This window comes from Pseudomonas sp. MDT1-16, from assembly GCF_054898115.1.
In genome coordinates this window covers 564,164-578,197 of the sequence record NZ_CM142717.1, presented here as the reverse complement: position 1 = coordinate 578,197, position 14,034 = coordinate 564,164, and the positions used below count along the sequence as shown (strand labels likewise).

Sequence of the window (14,034 nt, the reverse complement as noted above, 5' to 3'; positions counted from 1 at the left end):
ACGCTCAGTATATCGATCAGGCCCAACAAACGTCGGGCCTTGCTCGCAATTATTGCTAAAAGTTACTCCAGCGCTTTCCAGATATCCGTGGCGTACTCACGAATCGTCCGGTCGGAGGAGAACCAGCCCATCCGGGAAGTGCTCAACACCGCTGAACGCCACCATTCGTTCGAATCGTGCCAATGGGCTTCAACCCGCATCTGCGCGTCCCAGTAAGAGTCGAAATCGGCGCAGACCAGGAAGCGATCATAGTCGATCAGCGAATCGATCAATCCTGCGTAACGGGACGGATCATCCGGCGAGAACACCCCGCCGCGTATCGCTTGCAGCACGTCATTCAAACGGTGTGACGCCGCAATATCCGGCGTCGCATTGAACTCATGGTTCTGCTTTCGCGCTTCAACCTGCTGAGCGCTGAGGCCGAAGATGAACATGTGTTCGACGCCGATGCGTTCGCACATTTCGACGTTGGCGCCATCGAGGGTACCGATGGTCAGCGCGCCGTTCAGGCCGAACTTCATATTGCTGGTGCCCGAGGCCTCGAAGCCTGCGGTGGAAATCTGCTCCGACAAATCCGCTGCCGGGATGATGCTTTCCGCCAGACTGACGTTGTAGTTGGGCAAGAACACCACTTTCAGCAACCCGCGCACGGTCGGGTCGTTGTTCACCACCCGGGCGATGTCGTTGGTCAATTTGATGATCAGCTTGGCCTGGTGATAACTGGCCGCGGCCTTGCCGGCGAAGATCTTCACCCGCGGCACCCAATCGATTTCCGGCTCGGCGCGAATGGCCTGATACAGCGCGACGGTGTGCAACAGGTTGAGCAACTGACGTTTATATTCGTGGATCCGTTTGACCTGTACGTCGAACATCGCTGCCGGGTTGACCGCGACCCCCAGGCGTTCGTGAATGATGTACGCCAGGGCTTTTTTGCTGTGCAGGCGCTGCTCGGCGAACGCCTTGCGGAACGCAGGCTTCTCGGCGAACGGTTCCAGCTCGAGCAAACGCTCTTCGGCGTTGTCCAGCAGATCCGGACCGAGGGCGTCGACCATCATCGAGGTCAGCTCCGGGTTGGCCTGGTAGAGCCAGCGGCGGAAGGTGATGCCGTTGGTCTTGTTGTTGATCCGGTCCGGGTAGAGTTTGTGCAGTTCGGAAAACACCGTTTTGCGCATCAGCTGCGTATGCAGGCCGGAGACGCCGTTGACGCTGTGGGAACCGAGGAACGCCAGGTTGCCCATGCGCACGCGGCGGCCGTTGTCTTCCTCGATCAGCGACACCGCGCGCAGCACTTCAAAGTCGTGAATACCTTTGGCGCGCAGCGAATCGATGTGCTGGGCATTGATCAAATAAATGATTTGCATGTGCCGCGGCAACATCCGCTCCATCAAACCGACCGGCCAGGTTTCCAGCGCTTCCGGCAGCAGCGTGTGGTTGGTATAGGAGAGCGTGTCGACGGTGACTTGCCACGCCGCATCCCACGCGACGTCGTAAACATCGACCAACTGACGCATCAGCTCGGCCACGGCAATCGAGGGATGGGTGTCGTTGAGCTGGATCGCTGCATGATCGCCCAGGGTCAGGACCGAGGTGTGCATGTTGCGATGACGGCGCAGCAAGTCCTGCAAGGATGCGGCGACAAAGAAATACTCCTGACGCAGGCGCAATTCCTGGCCCGCTTCGGTGCTGTCCGCCGGGTAGAGCACCCGAGAAATACTTTCGGCCCGGGCGACTTCTGCCACGGCGCCCAAGTGGTCACCGGCGTTGAAGCGTTCCAGGTGCAAATCTTCCATGGCCCGGGCGCGCCACAAGCGCAGCGTGTTGACGCTCGCCCCGCGCCAGCCGACGACCGGCGTGTCATAAGCAATCGCGCGAACGGTTTCCGCTGGCGTCCAGACTTGCCTGGACTTGCCGGTTTCGTCGGTGACCGTTTCGACACTGCCGCCGAAGCCGATCGGGTAAACGACCTCTGGCCGTTCGAACTCCCAAGGGTTGCCGAAATCCAGCCAGTGTTCGGTCTGCTCCTGCTGCCAGCCGTCGACGATGGCCTGGCGGAACAAGCCGTGTTCGTAACGAATGCCGTAACCGTGGCCGGCAATGCCAAGTGTCGACATGCTTTCCATGAAGCATGCGGCCAGACGACCGAGGCCGCCGTTGCCCAACGCTGCGTCGGGCTCCAGCAGACGGATGCGTTCAAGGTCGACGCCGAGCTCTGTCAGGGCCTCGCGGGCCACATCAAGCAGGCCGAGGTTGCTCAGGCTGTCGTAGAGCAGACGGCCGATAAGAAATTCGAGGGAGAGGTAGTAAACCCGCTTTTGACCTTTGCGGTAGATCTGCCGGGTGTGGTCCATCCAGTGCTCGACCATGTGATCGCGCGCCGCCAGGGCAATGGCTTCGAACCAGTCGTGGTCGAAGGCGTGATCCGGGTCTTTGCCCACCGCGTAGGTGAGTTTGGTCAAGACGGCGTCGCGAAATGCGGCCACCTCTGCTTCGCGAACAAGTGGTTCTTGAGTCATCGATAGGACCTCGAGCGAGCGTGGAGTTGTTGAGCCTAGACGGTCTGACAGGCCGTTGGAACTCTGGTTCGGCAGTTTTTCCCGTTAGTGTGAGATAGATCGACATTACCTTGTCGCGCACCGGAAAGAATGCAGGGGCCGTGCCGGGTTACAGGTGTTACTGGGCGGTATACGAAAAAATCTGGCGAAAGGCTGTTCAAAAATTCACCAGTCCCGGTATGATCGCGCGCCCTGATGCACGCTGGTAACAACCCATGATGAAGTCCAACCTGATCGCCGCTGCGGAGATCGACCGCCTCGACACCTGGGCCAAGTACTCAGCCCCGATGTGCGGTTCGTGCGTTTCCAGCTGCTGCACCCTGCCGGTCGAGGTCAAGATCAAGGATCTGATCCGTATCGGCATCGTCGATGAATTCGAGCGCGGCGAGCCACCAAAGAACATCGCCAAGCGTCTGCAGAAGGAAGGCATCGTCGAGCGTTACAACCAGAAGTCCGAGATCTTCACCCTTCAGCGCATGAGCAACAACGATTGCCTGTACCTGGATCGTAAGAGCCGTCTGTGCACTATTTATGAAAAGCGCCCGGATACTTGCCGCAACCATCCGAAAATCGGGCCTCGGCCGGGGTATTGCGCTTACAAGCCGAAAGAAGTGGCGCGTGAGACCAGCGAGAGCCGTCGGACCCTCGAGAAGTTTTAACGCCGCCTCGATCCCCCGTAGCAGCTGTCGAGCCCCAGCGAGGCTGCGTTCGGCTGCGGAGCAGTCGCAGACCGGAAAATACGACTTATAGGATGCACCGCAGCGTTTGATTTCACGACTGCTGCGCAGCCGAACGCAGCCTCGCAGGCTCGGCAGCTGCTACAGCCAGACAAAACAAAACGCCCCCGACCTTACGATCGGGGGCGTTTTTTTAGCTGCTAACTAAGTCGAAACTCAGTTACCGGCTTTCTTGGCAGCGCGGGTACGCTCGCTTTCGCCCAGGATCTTCTTGCGAAGACGGATGGACTTAGGAGTGACTTCGCACAATTCGTCTTCTTGAACGAATTCCAGCGCCTGCTCCAGGGTGAAGCGGATAGGCGGAACCAGAGCGATGGTCTCGTCTTTACCCGAAGCACGCATGTTGTCGAGCTTCTTGCCTTTGGTTGGGTTGACGCCCAGGTCGTTGTCGCGGCTGTTGATGCCGACGATTTGACCTTCGTACACGTCTTCACCGTGACCCAGGAACAATTTGCCGCGAGCTTGCAGGGTTTCCAGCGAGTAAGTCAGCGCCTTACCGGTAGCCACCGAAACCAGCACGCCGTTCTGACGGCCGGACATGTCGCCGGACTTCATCACGTCGTAACGGTCGAAGATCGAGGTCAGGATGCCTGCACCGGAGGTCAGGGTCAGGAACTCGTTACGGAAACCGATCAAACCACGTGCCGGGATGTTGTACTCAAGGCGCACACGGCCCTTGCCATCCGGAACCATGTTGGTCAGGTCGCCTTTACGGATACCGATCTGTTCCATGATCGCGCCCTGGGATACTTCCGGCAGGTCGATGGTCACGTTTTCGTACGGTTCGTGCTTGACGCCGTCAACCATGCGGATGATCACTTCCGGACGACCAACACCCATTTCGAAGCCTTCGCGACGCATGGTTTCGATCAGTACCGAGAGGTGCAGCTCACCACGGCCGGAGACTTTGAACTTGTCGGCGGTGTCGCCTTCTTCAACGCGCAGAGCAACGTTGAACAGCAGTTCCTTGTCCAGACGCTCCTTGATGTTACGGCTGGTGACGAACTTGCCTTCTTTACCGCAGAAAGGTGAGTCGTTTACCTGGAAGGTCATGGAAACGGTGGGTTCGTCAACGGTCAGCGGCTTCATCGCTTCAACATTCAGTGGGTCGCACAGAGTGTCGGAGATGAACAACTGGTCGAAGCCGCTGATGCAGACGATGTCGCCGGCAGCTGCTTCTTCAACGTCGATACGGTGCAGACCGTGGTGACCCATCAACTTCAGGATACGACCGTTACGCTTCTTGCCGTCAATGTCGATAGCCACAACTTGAGTGTTCGGCTTGACGCGACCACGAGCGATACGGCCAACGCCGATAACACCCAGGAAGCTGTTGTAGTCCAGAGCCGAGATTTGCATCTGGAACGGGCCGTCACGGTCAACCAGTGGAGCAGGGACGTGGTCAACAATGGCCTGGTACAGCGGGGTCATGTCTTCAGCCATGTCGGTGTGTTTCAGACCGGCAATACCGTTCAGGGCCGAAGCGTAAACAACCTGGAAGTCCAGTTGTTCTTCGGTAGCACCCAGGTTGTCGAACAGGTCGAAGATCTGATCCAGAACCCAGTCCGGACGCGCGCCTGGACGGTCAACCTTGTTGATGACCACGATTGGACGCAGGCCGGCTTCGAAAGCCTTCTTGGTCACGAAACGGGTTTGCGGCATAGGGCCGTCTTGAGCGTCAACCAGCAGCAGAACGGAGTCAACCATCGACATTACGCGTTCAACTTCGCCGCCGAAGTCGGCGTGGCCCGGGGTGTCCACGATGTTGATGTGGTAGCCGTTCCAGTTGATGGCGGTGTTTTTCGCCAGAATGGTAATACCGCGCTCTTTCTCCTGGTCGTTGGAGTCCATCACGCGCTCGTCGTTGAGCTCGTTGCGCTCCAGGGTGCCGGATTGACGCAAGAGTTTATCTACCAGGGTGGTCTTACCATGGTCAACGTGAGCAATGATGGCGATGTTACGTAGATTTTCGATCACTTGTGTATCTCGATCAGAGGATTCGGTGTGCTGACAAGTCTTGGCAGCGATTAACAGTAGAGTCAGGCCTTGCCGTTACAGCTTGACGGCGGCGTCGGGGGGCCGGTGACGCAGGCCACAGGCAAACAGCCCCGGGCTCTTAGCTCGGTCGATAAACGCGCACATTGGCATGCCCCTCACTGAGCAAATGGTGGGCATGCAGGCGACTCATCACGCCTTTGTCGCAATACAGCAGGTACTGGCGAGTAGGGTCCAGTTCCTTGAAACGAGCGTTCAATGCATAAAACGGCATCGCTTGTACCTCGATGCCAGCCAAGCCCAGCGGGTCATCTTCAGCGGCATCCGGGTGACGGATGTCGATAACGATCTGACCAGCCAGCGCTTCGCTGACTTCTTCAATCTGCAAGTCCTGGCCCAATTCGTCGATCACGCGATCGATCGGCACCAGTTTGGCGTTCTCGAGCGCACGCTCAAGCACTGCCATGTCGAACTGTTGTTCTTCGTACTCCACGCGCGGACGCTTGGCGTGGGTCTTGGGGTTCACCGAGATGACCCCGCAGTATTCCGGCATGTGCTTGGCGAAGTCGGCAGTACCGATTTCGTTGGCCAGGTCGATGATGTCCTGCTTGTGACTGGCGATCAGCGGACGCAAGACCAGCTTGTCGGTCACGCAGTCGATCACGGACAGGTTCGGCAGCGTCTGGCTCGACACCTGGGAAATCGCTTCGCCGGTGACCAGCGCATCAATGTCCAGCCGATCGGCAATACGGGAAGCAGCGCGCAACATCATACGCTTCAAAACTACACCCATATGACTGTTATCGACTTTACCGAGAATTTCTCCCAGTACTTCCTCGAACGGCACACTCACAAATAACACGCGCTGGGAGCTGCCGTACTTCTTCCAGATGAAGTGCGCGACTTCCATAACGCCCAGTTCATGGGCCCGTCCGCCCAGGTTGAAGAAGCAAAAATGGCTCATCAGCCCGCGGCGCATGATCTGGTAAGCGGCGACGGTGGAATCGAAACCGCCAGACATCAGCACAAGTGTCTGTTCCAGGGCACCCAGCGGATAACCGCCGATGCTGTTGTGCTGGTCGTGGATCACAAACAACCGTTTGTCGCGAATCTCGATACGAACTTCGATTTCCGGCTCTTTCAGCGAAATTCCGGCGGCGCCGCACTGACGACGCAGTTGGCTGCCGACGTATTTCTCGACATCCATCGAGCTGAATTCGTGCTTGCCGGCACGCTTGCAGCGCACCGAAAAAATCTTCCCGGCCAACGCATCACCGAAGTGCTGCTTGCACTTGGCGACGATGTCGTCGAAGTCGCCCAGCGGGTATTCGTCGACCTGCAGGAAATGCGCGATGCCCGGCATGCAGCTCAGGCGCTCGGTCATCTCCTTCAGGGCTTTGGGCTCGCTGACGCGGGTTTCCAGCTCGAGATTGTCCCACACACCGTTCACCACCACAGCCGGGTCCAGGTCGCGGAGCACGGTACGGATGTTTTTGGCCAACTGGCGGATGAAACGCATCCGTACCGGGCGGCTCTTGATGGTGATCTCGGGGAAGACTTTTACGATTAGTTTCATGAAAACAGCGCGCGCTGGGCCAGCCGAAAAAGGGGGGCGCGGATTATAGCGGAAATTGCTCAAGGTTTAACCAGTTAATGTGCAGAAGGTTTTGCGCGCACCAAAACAGGTCATTTGTTGAGTTTAACGCTACATTACGGGGCGCGATTTCCAGTTCTACCCTGCTTTGTTCCTTTATTAAGCGTGATATTGGGGCAAAAAACCCATGGTGGGGCACTGGCATGCAATTTGCTCCCTTGTGAGGCAGGTTGCCTTGGCAGAGTATTCGCGCCGGCATCACCCACATTCCAAGGGCATCCACTACTAAGCCCGAAGCCACCCGGAGGACACTATGTCGAAGTCGGTTCAACTCATCAAAGATCATGACGTCAAATGGATTGATCTGCGCTTCACGGACACCAAAGGCACTCAGCACCACGTGACCATGCCGGCTCGCGACGCGCTGGATGACGCTTTCTTTGAAGAAGGCAAAATGTTCGACGGTTCCTCCATCGCCGGCTGGAAAGGCATCGAAGCCTCCGACATGATCCTGCTGCCGGACGACAGCACTGCCGTTCTCGACCCGTTCACCGAAGATCCAACGCTGATCATCGTTTGCGACGTAATCGAGCCTTCGACCATGCAAGGCTACGATCGCGACCCACGCGCGATCGCCAAGCGTGCCGAGGAGTACCTGAAGTCGACCGGTATCGGTGACACCGTATTTGTGGGTCCAGAGCCTGAGTTCTTCATCTTCGATCAGGTGAAGTTCAAGTCCGACATTTCCGGCTCGATGTTCAAAATCTTCTCCGAACAAGGTTCGTGGATGTCCGACCAAGACATCGAAGGCGGCAACCATGGCCACCGCCCAGGCATCAAAGGTGGTTACTTCCCGGTTCCACCGTTCGACCACGACCACGAAATCCGTACCTCCATGTGCAACGCCATGGAAGAAATGGGCTTGGTCATCGAAGTTCACCACCACGAAGTGGCGACTGCCGGTCAGAACGAAATCGGTGTGAAGTTCAACACCCTGGTAGCCAAGGCTGACGAAGTTCAGACCCTGAAGTACTGCGTACACAACGTGGCTGTCGCTTATGGCCGCACCGCAACCTTCATGCCTAAGCCTCTGTACGGCGACAACGGCTCGGGTATGCACGTTCACCTGTCCATCGCCAAAGATGGCAAGAACACCTTCGCTGGCGAAGGCTATGCCGGCCTGTCCGATACCGCTCTGTTCTTCATCGGCGGCATCATCAAGCACGGTAAGGCCCTGAACGGCTTCACCAACCCGTCGACCAACTCCTACAAGCGTCTGGTCCCAGGTTTCGAAGCACCGGTAATGCTGGCCTACTCGGCTCGCAACCGTTCCGCTTCGATCCGTATTCCTTACGTGTCCAGCCCTCGCGCTCGCCGTATCGAAGCTCGCTTCCCGGATCCGGCAGCCAACCCGTACCTGGCCTTCGCTGCCCTGGTAATGGCTGGCCTGGACGGTATCCAGAACAAGATCCACCCTGGCGATGCTGCTGACAAAAACCTGTATGACCTGCCGCCTGAAGAGGCGAAAGAGATCCCACAAGTTTGCGGCAGCCTGAAAGAAGCCCTGGAAGAGCTGGACAAAGGTCGTGCGTTCCTGACCAAAGGCGGCGTTTTCAGCGACGACTTCATCGACGCTTACATCGCCCTGAAAAGCGAAGAAGAAATCAAAGTACGTACCTTCGTACACCCACTGGAATACGAGCTGTACTACAGCTGCTAATCCGGTAGCGCCGGCTCCACGCGGCGTGACAAAAAGAGGCCTCCTTCGGGAGGCCTTTTTTGTGGGCGCTCGTTCCCACGCTCTGCGTTGGTACAATCATAACGCGGCTGTTTATGTGAGCGGATGTTGGGTAGGTTGGGCTAACCGGCACCACTCGCCTATGCTGCAATCCAACGCGTTCGTTTCTGGTCGATTTTATGGGTCGTGGTTTTCTATTCATCTTGCTGGTGATCGCCCTGCCCGCTGCAGCGCAGATCTATAAGTACACCGACGCCGACGGCAACACCGCCTACAGCAATCAACCGCCCGACGGTGTTAAAGCTCAACCGGTCGAATTGCCTCCGCTCAACAGTGTGGAAAGCCAGCCGCCGGGCGCACCTGCACCGCCTGTCGAAGCCAACGGCCGTGAGCAACCACGCAATGCCTACGAGGTACTGGAACTGACCGACCTGCCCACCGAGGAGGCGTTACGCGCCAACAACGGCACTTTCACCGTCAGCGTATTGATCAAGCCACGCCTGCAAGGCCCGCATCTGTTGAGGTTGTTGCTGGATGATCAGCCCTACGGCCAACCGAGCAACGTTCCGATCCTGCAACTGGTGAACGTCGATCGCGGCGAACACAGCCTCGCTGTGCAGGTGATCGATGGGAAAAACCTGGTGCAGCAGAGTCCCGCCGTGACGTTTACCGTACAACGGGTGCATAAGCCATGAGGGTGTGGCTGCTGATCGCCTGCTTGATCGCCCTGCCGGTGACGGCCGAGGTTTTCACCTACGTCGACGCTCAGGGCAATCGGGTCTACACCGACCAGCCAAGGTCCGGCAACGCCAAGCGCGTGCCGCTGGCGACGAGCACGCATGTCCGCCAACCCAACCGGTGCTGCGCCGATGACAGCCCCGAAGAAAACCGAAGCCAAACCGCTTTTCCGCTACGAAATGCTCCGCGTACTGGTGCCGGAACCAGACGCCACAGTGCGCGCTGGCGAGATTATCGTCAGCGTCACCAGCGAACCCGGCCTGCAACGGGGCCATCGCTACCGATTGCTCCTCGACGGCCAACCCACCGCAGAGCCCGGCCCAAGCCCGGTATTCGCCTTGAGCAACATCGATCGCGGCAGCCATAACCTCTCTGTGGAAATCCTCGACGAGCAGGACCACATCGTTGAGCGCACAGCCAACCAGCCGTTCCACATGCTGCGCATCTCCCTGGCGCAGAAGCGCCAGGTCAAACCCTGCGCGCTCCCCGATTACGGCCAACGGCCAGAATGTCCGCTCAAAGACAAACCCATCGAGCCGAAAAATTCCTTCCTGCGTTTCTTCTAACGCCGTTCAGCTTTGCGCACTATATTGGTGCGATAGGCTGCACCATACCCACATCTCAACCCATTTTGGTTCGAAAGTACCCGCCAAAGCCGGAAGAACGCCACGTAAACGAGCGTCAAACGCCCGTTTCAGGCCTTAAACGCTTCTTTTCGGAGCCTTGGTTTGGTTTTTGCATTTTCCTTGCATCGGCGCGTTATTCACGCGCATGCCCTGCTCCAAAGAGGTCCGAATGACCATCAGTGACGCACTGCATCGTCTGCTACTCGACAACCTGACCACCGCCACCATTCTGCTCGACGCCGAACTGCGCCTCGAGTACATGAACCCGGCAGCGGAGATGCTCCTGGCCATCAGCGGTCAGCGTAGCCATGGGCAGTTCATCAGTGAGTTGTTCACCGAATCCACCGAGGCGCTGAACTCCCTGCGCCAGGCGGTCGAGCAGGCGCACCCGTTCACCAAGCGCGAAGCGATGCTCACCGCCCTTACCGGCCAGACCCTGACTGTCGACTACGCGGTTACGCCGATACTCGCCAACGGCGCCACCATGCTGCTGCTGGAAGTCCACCCTCGCGACCGCTTGCTGCGCATCACCAAGGAAGAAGCGCAGCTGTCGAAGCAGGAAACCAGCAAGATGCTGGTGCGTGGCCTCGCTCACGAAATCAAGAACCCTCTCGGCGGGATACGCGGCGCGGCCCAATTGCTCGCTCGCGAACTGCCGGAAGAAAGCCTGCGCGACTACACCAACGTAATCATTGAAGAGGCCGACCGCCTGCGCAATCTGGTCGATCGCATGCTCGGTTCCAACAAACTGCCATCGCTGGCGATGTGCAACGTCCACGAAGTGCTCGAACGCGTCTGTCATCTGGTGGAAGCCGAAAGTCAGGGCTGCATCACGTTGGTGCGCGACTACGACCCCAGCATTCCGGACGTGTTGATCGACCGCGAACAAATGATTCAGGCCGTTCTGAACATTGTGCGCAATGCGATGCAGGCCATCAGCAGCCAGAACGAGCTGCGCCTTGGCCGCATCAGCCTGCGTACCCGCGCCATGCGCCAGTTCACCATTGGCCACGTGCGTCATCGCCTGGTGACCAAGATCGAAATCATCGACAACGGCCCGGGCATTCCCGCGGAGTTGCAGGAAACCATCTTCTTTCCCATGGTCAGCGGCCGCCCGGACGGTACCGGGCTGGGCCTGGCCATAACCCAGAACATCATCAGCCAGCACCAGGGTCTGATCGAATGTGACAGCCATCCAGGCCACACCACCTTCTCGATCTTTCTGCCACTGGAACAAGGAGCCACATCGACATGAGCCGTAGTGAAACCGTGTGGATCGTCGATGACGACCGTTCTATCCGTTGGGTCCTGGAAAAAGCCTTGCAACAAGAAGGCATGACCACACAAAGCTTCGACAGCGCCGATGGCGTGATGAGCCGCCTGGCGCGCCAGCAGCCGGACGTGATCATCTCCGACATCCGCATGCCGGGCGCCAGCGGTCTGGACCTTCTGGCGCGGATTCGCGAACAACACCCACGGCTGCCGGTCATCATCATGACCGCTCACTCCGATCTGGACAGCGCTGTCGCTTCCTATCAGGGCGGCGCGTTTGAATACCTGCCCAAGCCGTTCGACGTTGATGAAGCAGTTTCTTTGGTCAAGCGCGCCAACCAGCACGCTCAGGAACAGCAAGGCCTGGAAGTCCCGGTTGCCCTGACCCGCACCCCGGAAATCATCGGTGAAGCGCCAGCGATGCAGGAAGTGTTTCGCGCCATCGGGCGCTTGAGCCACTCCAACATCACCGTGCTGATCAACGGCGAATCCGGGACCGGTAAAGAGCTCGTGGCCCACGCCCTGCACCGTCACAGCCCGCGCGCGGCTTCGCCGTTCATTGCGCTGAACATGGCGGCGATCCCGAAGGACCTGATGGAATCCGAGCTGTTCGGTCATGAGAAAGGCGCGTTCACCGGCGCGGCCAACCTGCGTCGCGGGCGTTTTGAACAGGCTGACGGCGGCACGCTGTTCCTCGATGAAATCGGCGACATGCCGGCAGACACCCAAACTCGTTTGCTGCGGGTATTGGCCGACGGCGAGTTCTACCGCGTCGGCGGCCATGTGCCGGTGAAGGTCGATGTGCGAATCATCGCCGCGACTCACCAGAATCTGGAAACCCTGGTGCACGCCGGGAAATTCCGTGAGGACTTGTTCCACCGCCTCAACGTCATCCGCATCCATATTCCACGGCTGTCGGACCGTCGCGAAGACATCCCGACCCTGGCCAAGCACTTCCTCAGCCGCGCCGCGCAAGAACTGGCGGTGGAACCGAAGCTGCTGAAAAGCGAAGCCGAGGAATACCTGAAAAACCTGCCGTGGGGCGGCAACGTGCGTCAGCTGGAGAACACCTGCCGCTGGATCACGGTGATGGCTTCGGGTCGCGAAGTGCACATCAGCGACCTGCCGCCAGAGTTGCTGAACCTGCCGCAGGATTCAGCGCCGGTGACCAATTGGGAGCAAGCGCTGCGTCAGTGGGCTGATCAGGCGCTGGCCCGTGGCCAGTCGAACCTGCTCGACAGCGCCGTGCCGGCCTTCGAGCGGATCATGATCGAGACCGCCCTCAAACACACCGCCGGCCGCCGCCGCGATGCCGCCGTTTTGCTGGGCTGGGGGCGTAATACCCTGACGCGCAAGATCAAGGAATTGGGGATGAAGGTTGATGGTGTGGATGAAGATGAGGGGGATGAGGGTTAACTTTTAACCCGATCGTTCCCACGCTCTGCGTGGGAATGCAGCCCGGGACGCTCCGCGTCCCTGCCGAAGCGGACGCAGAGCGTCCATTGAGGCATTCCCACGCGGGAGCGTGGGAACGATCATCGCCCTGCGTGCACCGCCTGAATGCACCGTGAACCGCAATCGCGCACGCCAACTAATCCGAAATCCAGCCTGCGCTCACAATCGAACCCCTATCGAAAAAACACGAAAGCCCCGAATCACGGGGCTTTCAGCGTTTCAAAGCGGCTTTCTGTTTCAGTTTGTTAAAACCTGGCACGCCCCCTGCAATGGTCCATTCAGTGATTCGATTCACTACCCAGTTTCGGGAACCTTGGTACAGGCAGGCCGGGGATTCCCTCTTTTATTGCTCTCGGAGATGGATCTCCAGTCGCCAGCGGTCATCGACCTCGCTACCGACCCACTCGCCCTGCAGTGGCCGGGCCGCCACCACCGTCAGCAACAACCCCCCATCACTCAAACGTACTCGCCAGTTCACGCTCTTGTCGTTGATTTTGAGCTGACCTTTCTGCGCCTTGCCTTCAGCCTCAAACAGCAGCGCAAGGCTACCGTCGACGAACTCGCCGTGAGTCTTGGGCTCGTTGTTGAACCACACCACCAGCCCATCGTTCGACACCTCCACTTGCTGCAATTCGCTGGGGTCGGGGGTGGTCAGGCGACCGATCATCAACCCCACCATCACCCCGACAATCGCCAGTGAAGCCATCACCCGTGGGAATAGTTTCGAACGCAGATCCGCTTGCGGCGTAGAATGCTGCTCATCTTTACCTTCGGAGCCGTGCATGTTTCACGTCATCCTTTTCCAACCAGAAATTCCGCCGAATACCGGCAACGTTATCAGGCTGTGCGCCAACAGTGGCTGCCACCTGCATTTGATCGAACCGCTGGGCTTCGAGATGGACGACAAGCGCCTGCGCCGGGCCGGCCTCGATTACCACGAGTATGCCACCCTGCAACGCCACGCAGACCTCGCCAGCTGTCTGGAAAGCCTCGGTCACCCTCGGCTGTTCGCCTTCACCACCAAGGGCTCGCGGCCGTTCCACGATGCCAGCTTCGCCGAGGGCGATGCGTTCCTGTTCGGCCCTGAAAGTCGTGGTTTGCCGGCGGAAGTACTCGATGCGCTGCCCGGTGAACAGCGCTTGCGCCTGCCGATGCGTGAAGGCTGCCGCAGCCTGAACCTGTCAAACACCGTGGCGGTTGCCGTCTACGAAGGCTGGCGTCAGCTCGGCTTCAAGTAACCGAAGCCCCCTGTAGCAGCTGCCGCAGGCTGCGTTCGACCCGAAGGGTCGCGGCGATCTCGAAAGAACGACCGCTACGCGGCCGAACG

General features: G+C 58.8%; 10 protein-coding genes and 1 pseudogene. 7 read left to right on the top strand and 4 right to left on the bottom strand.

The genetic code is table 11. The annotated features are described in order from the left end of the window. Window positions 1-62: 62 nt before the first annotated feature. Window positions 63-2,513, bottom strand: coding sequence for a glycogen/starch/alpha-glucan phosphorylase (locus ACYZT3_RS02630; RefSeq protein WP_282377321.1), 2,451 nt, complete (start codon window positions 2,511-2,513; stop codon window positions 63-65). A gap of 254 nt (window positions 2,514-2,767) precedes the next feature. Here ACYZT3_RS02630 and ACYZT3_RS02625 point away from each other — a divergent pair, with 254 nt between their 5' ends. Beyond that, on the top strand, window positions 2,768-3,211 hold the full coding sequence (locus tag ACYZT3_RS02625) for a YkgJ family cysteine cluster protein (protein WP_008149447.1): 444 nt from the start codon (window positions 2,768-2,770) through the stop codon (window positions 3,209-3,211). 234 nt (window positions 3,212-3,445) lie between these two features. Here the strand turns inward: ACYZT3_RS02625 and typA are convergent, their stop codons facing one another. Together typA and thiI are read right to left on the bottom strand one after the other, a co-directional pair. Beyond that, entirely contained in the window at window positions 3,446-5,266 is a 1,821-nt protein-coding gene (gene typA, locus ACYZT3_RS02620) for a translational GTPase TypA (RefSeq protein WP_282377322.1), read from the bottom strand. Between the two features lie 139 nt (window positions 5,267-5,405). Beyond that, a complete protein-coding gene (gene thiI, locus ACYZT3_RS02615) occupies window positions 5,406-6,860 on the bottom strand; it encodes a tRNA uracil 4-sulfurtransferase ThiI (protein WP_462031447.1) in 1,455 nt (484 codons plus the stop codon). Window positions 6,861-7,191: 331 nt separating this feature from the next. Here thiI and glnA point away from each other — a divergent pair, with 331 nt between their 5' ends. From glnA to ntrC, 5 genes and pseudogenes are all read left to right on the top strand, one after another. Then, the gene (glnA, locus tag ACYZT3_RS02610; protein ID WP_449642784.1) at window positions 7,192-8,598 is read left to right on the top strand and encodes a glutamate--ammonia ligase; all 1,407 of its coding nucleotides are present in this window, start codon (window positions 7,192-7,194) and stop codon (window positions 8,596-8,598) included. Between the two features lie 197 nt (window positions 8,599-8,795). Then, the gene (locus tag ACYZT3_RS02605) at window positions 8,796-9,311 is read left to right on the top strand and encodes a DUF4124 domain-containing protein (RefSeq protein WP_282377325.1); all 516 of its coding nucleotides are present in this window, start codon (window positions 8,796-8,798) and stop codon (window positions 9,309-9,311) included. After that, window positions 9,308-9,920, top strand: a pseudogene (locus tag ACYZT3_RS02600) (DUF4124 domain-containing protein). Before ACYZT3_RS02605 ends, ACYZT3_RS02600 begins: the two are co-directional and overlap by 4 nt. Window positions 9,921-10,149: 229 nt before the next feature. Continuing rightward, window positions 10,150-11,235 carry a nitrogen regulation protein NR(II) gene (glnL, locus tag ACYZT3_RS02595; protein ID WP_008024908.1) on the top strand — a complete coding sequence of 362 codons (1,086 nt, stop codon included), beginning with the start codon at window positions 10,150-10,152 and terminating at the stop codon, window positions 11,233-11,235. Further along, entirely contained in the window at window positions 11,232-12,668 is a 1,437-nt protein-coding gene (ntrC, locus tag ACYZT3_RS02590) for a nitrogen regulation protein NR(I) (RefSeq protein ID WP_462031446.1), read from the top strand. Before glnL ends, ntrC begins: the two co-directional genes overlap by 4 nt. Window positions 12,669-13,050: 382 nt before the next feature. On the opposite strand, the gene ACYZT3_RS02585 is transcribed toward ntrC, so the two are convergent. Further along, window positions 13,051-13,491 carry a hypothetical protein gene (locus ACYZT3_RS02585; protein WP_462031445.1) on the bottom strand — a complete coding sequence of 147 codons (441 nt, stop codon included), beginning with the start codon at window positions 13,489-13,491 and terminating at the stop codon, window positions 13,051-13,053. Here ACYZT3_RS02585 and ACYZT3_RS02580 point away from each other — a divergent pair. Then, complete coding sequence (locus tag ACYZT3_RS02580; protein WP_007949025.1) at window positions 13,490-13,945, top strand: tRNA (cytidine(34)-2'-O)-methyltransferase; 456 nt, start codon at window positions 13,490-13,492, stop codon at window positions 13,943-13,945. The genes ACYZT3_RS02585 and ACYZT3_RS02580 overlap by 2 nt on opposite strands. Window positions 13,946-14,034 lie beyond the last annotated feature (89 nt).

Bases quoted from the DNA above. Each gene is read 5' to 3' on its own strand.
- ACYZT3_RS02585 (WP_462031445.1), bottom strand. From the start codon at position 13,491: ATGCACGGCTCCGAAGGTAAAGATGAGCAGCATTCTACGCCGCAAGCG.
- ACYZT3_RS02630 (WP_282377321.1), bottom strand. From the start codon at position 2,513: ATGACTCAAGAACCACTTGTTCGCGAAGCAGAGGTGGCCGCATTTCGC.
- ntrC (WP_462031446.1), top strand. From the start codon at position 11,232: ATGAGCCGTAGTGAAACCGTGTGGATCGTCGATGACGACCGTTCTATC.
- glnL (WP_008024908.1), top strand. From the start codon at position 10,150: ATGACCATCAGTGACGCACTGCATCGTCTGCTACTCGACAACCTGACC.
- ACYZT3_RS02625 (WP_008149447.1), top strand. From the start codon at position 2,768: ATGATGAAGTCCAACCTGATCGCCGCTGCGGAGATCGACCGCCTCGAC.
- ACYZT3_RS02605 (WP_282377325.1), top strand. From the start codon at position 8,796: ATGGGTCGTGGTTTTCTATTCATCTTGCTGGTGATCGCCCTGCCCGCT.
- glnA (WP_449642784.1), top strand. From the start codon at position 7,192: ATGTCGAAGTCGGTTCAACTCATCAAAGATCATGACGTCAAATGGATT.
- ACYZT3_RS02580 (WP_007949025.1), top strand. From the start codon at position 13,490: ATGTTTCACGTCATCCTTTTCCAACCAGAAATTCCGCCGAATACCGGC.
- thiI (WP_462031447.1), bottom strand. From the start codon at position 6,860: ATGAAACTAATCGTAAAAGTCTTCCCCGAGATCACCATCAAGAGCCGC.